This is a genomic window from Pseudomonas sp. K5002 (assembly GCF_013386655.1).
Lineage (GTDB): Bacteria > Pseudomonadota > Gammaproteobacteria > Pseudomonadales > Pseudomonadaceae > Aquipseudomonas.
Genome location: NZ_JACARK010000915.1, coordinates 3,407 through 5,594, shown reverse-complemented (window position 1 = coordinate 5,594; position 2,188 = coordinate 3,407). Strand labels below are relative to the sequence as shown.

Here is a 2,188-nt window from a genome sequence, read left to right as displayed (position 1 = left end):
CACCGTCACCCTCACGCCCATGGCACAGATGGCCTGGTCGGCGCCCGCCAAACGTGATCCGGCATTGGCGGCGATTCCCCTGGGGCGATTTGCCGAAACGGCGGAAGTGGCCCTGCCGGTGTTGTTCCTGCTGAGCGATGCCGCCAGCATGATCAGCGGCGTCAGCCTGCCGATCGACGGCGGCTACACCAGCCGCTAGCCGTTCTCCAGCTTGCCGGCGATCACCACCTTGTCCCGCGGTTTGTGCGGGTCTTCGAGACGATCCAGCAGCAGCCGCACCGCGCTGCTGCCGGCCAGTGACGCGTCGTGGGCCACGCAGGCAATCGGCACGCCGAAGATATCGGCGAAGGGCAGGCGGTCGATGCCGCAGATGGTCAGGCTGTCGTGGGGGATGTTGTGCATGCGCAGCGCACGCAGCGCGCCGAGGGTGATCAACTGGTTGAAGCCCATGATCGCGTCCGGCGCCGAGTGCTCGGCCAGATAGTCGAGGGTGTGCAGGTAGGAGGGCATCAACGTGTAGTCACCGGCACACACTTCAACGTGCACCTGAGGGTGCTCGGCCAGGACTTCTTTCAGGCCCTTGAGGCGTTCCATGGTGATGCGCGAATGCTCGGGCCCGGTCAGCACCAGCAGGCGCTTGAGGTTCGGGGTTTGCCGCACCAGGTACTGCGCCGCCTCGATGCCGCTGTGATAGTTGTCCAGCACCACACGGCTGAAGGGGCTGTCGTGGATCGTGCGATCGAGCAGCACCACCGGCGTCTTGCCGTTACCCAGGCGCTCCAGATAGTCCGGCTGGTAGCTGGGCTCGTCGGAGACCGGCGACAGGATGATCCCCGCCACGCGGTAGCCCAGCAGCGTGTCGACTGCCTTGCTTTCCAGTTCTTCCAGTTCGTCGGTATCCACCAGCATGATGGTGTAGCCGTGCTTTTTCGCCTCGCGGGAAATCGCCTTGATCATCTCGCTGTAGAAGGGGTTGTCGACCGAAGCGGTGATCACGCCGATGATCAGGCTTTCACTGCGCTTGAGCCCGCGGGCAAAGGCGTTGGGCACATAGTCCAGCTCCCGCGCCACTTCGAGAATCCGCGCCAGGGTGGCGGGCTTGACCAGGTCGGGTTTGCTCAGCGCCCGGGACACCGTGATGGTGGTCATGTTGACCCGTTTGGCGATGTCGCTGATGGTGACGGACTTTTTCTTGTTCATCGGCAGGGGGGAACCAGGAGAAAACAACCTGAGGCTACCATGGGCACGGCTTCAAATCACCGGATCCCAGCGCTGCGACCAATCCTTTTCCGCCTCCACCACCGCCCGCAGCAAGGCCAGTGCCTGCTGCAAAACCGCCGAGTCGCGCTCGCGGGAATACACCAGGTACGTCGGGAAGCTGAACTCCGGCGCCTTGGGCACCCGTTCCATCACACCGCTGTCGAGGTAGCTCTGTACCACCCGCGTGCGGAAATACCCGGCACCGCCGTTTTCCAGGATGTACTGCAACGCCAGTGGCCCCAGATTGAAACTCAGGGCTGCGCGGGCCTTGTCCGGCAGTGCGGCGTCGTGCTGCTGGCGAAAGCCCTGGCCCCAGTCGATATACACGTAGGGCTCGGGCCGGGCGGCCAGTTGCACCAGGATCAGTTTTTCTTCCAGCACCTGCTCCACCTGCAACCCCGGCCAGTATTGCGGCTGGAACACCAGCGCGGCGTCCAGCACCCCCAGTTCCAGCTGGCGTAACAGATACTCGCCTTCGCGAATCTCGGTGCGCAGGGCATGGCCGGGAATGTGTTCACGCAAGGCCTGGGCCCAGCCGAGCATCAGCGGGTTGCACAGGCTGACTTCGCCACCGATGTGCAGCACGTTGCGGTAGCCATCGGGTAATGGCAGGTCGCGGCGTGCGGCTTCCCAGGTCTGGACAAGCTGGTTGGCGTAGACCACGAACGCCTCGCCGTCCGGGGTCAGGCGGGCACCGGCGCGGTTGCGCACGAACAGGGTACTGTTGAGCTGGCTTTCGAGGTTTTTGACCCGGGCGGTGATTGCCGTCTGGGTGACGTGCAGTTTCTCGGCCGCCGCGGCGAGGCTGCCGCAGCGGGTGATTTCGAGGAAGGTGCGTGCCAGTTCGATGTCCATAAGGGCCCCTTGGAGAATAGGGGTCATTGTAGGGGCTGATGACTGGAATGCGGGCAAAAAATGTGGGAGCGGG

At 63.9% G+C, this 2,188-nt stretch carries 3 protein-coding genes; 1 reads left to right on the top strand and 2 read right to left on the bottom strand.

Annotated features, from left to right (window positions below; all coding sequences use genetic code 11):
- Window positions 1–199, top strand: a 199-nt coding sequence (locus HX846_RS30945; protein WP_178966850.1) for an SDR family oxidoreductase, incomplete at its 5' end; no start/stop codon positions are given.
- Here the strand turns inward: HX846_RS30945 and HX846_RS30940 are convergent.
- Together HX846_RS30940 and HX846_RS30935 are read right to left on the bottom strand one after the other, a co-directional pair.
- Entirely contained in the window at window positions 196–1,200 is a 1,005-nt protein-coding gene (locus HX846_RS30940; protein WP_003215765.1) for a LacI family DNA-binding transcriptional regulator, read from the bottom strand. The genes HX846_RS30945 and HX846_RS30940 overlap by 4 nt on opposite strands.
- 51 nt (window positions 1,201–1,251) lie before the next feature.
- Window positions 1,252–2,115 (bottom strand): LysR family transcriptional regulator, encoded by an 864-nt coding sequence (locus HX846_RS30935; protein ID WP_003215763.1) that lies wholly within the window; start codon window positions 2,113–2,115, stop codon window positions 1,252–1,254.
- Window positions 2,116–2,188 lie beyond the last annotated feature (73 nt).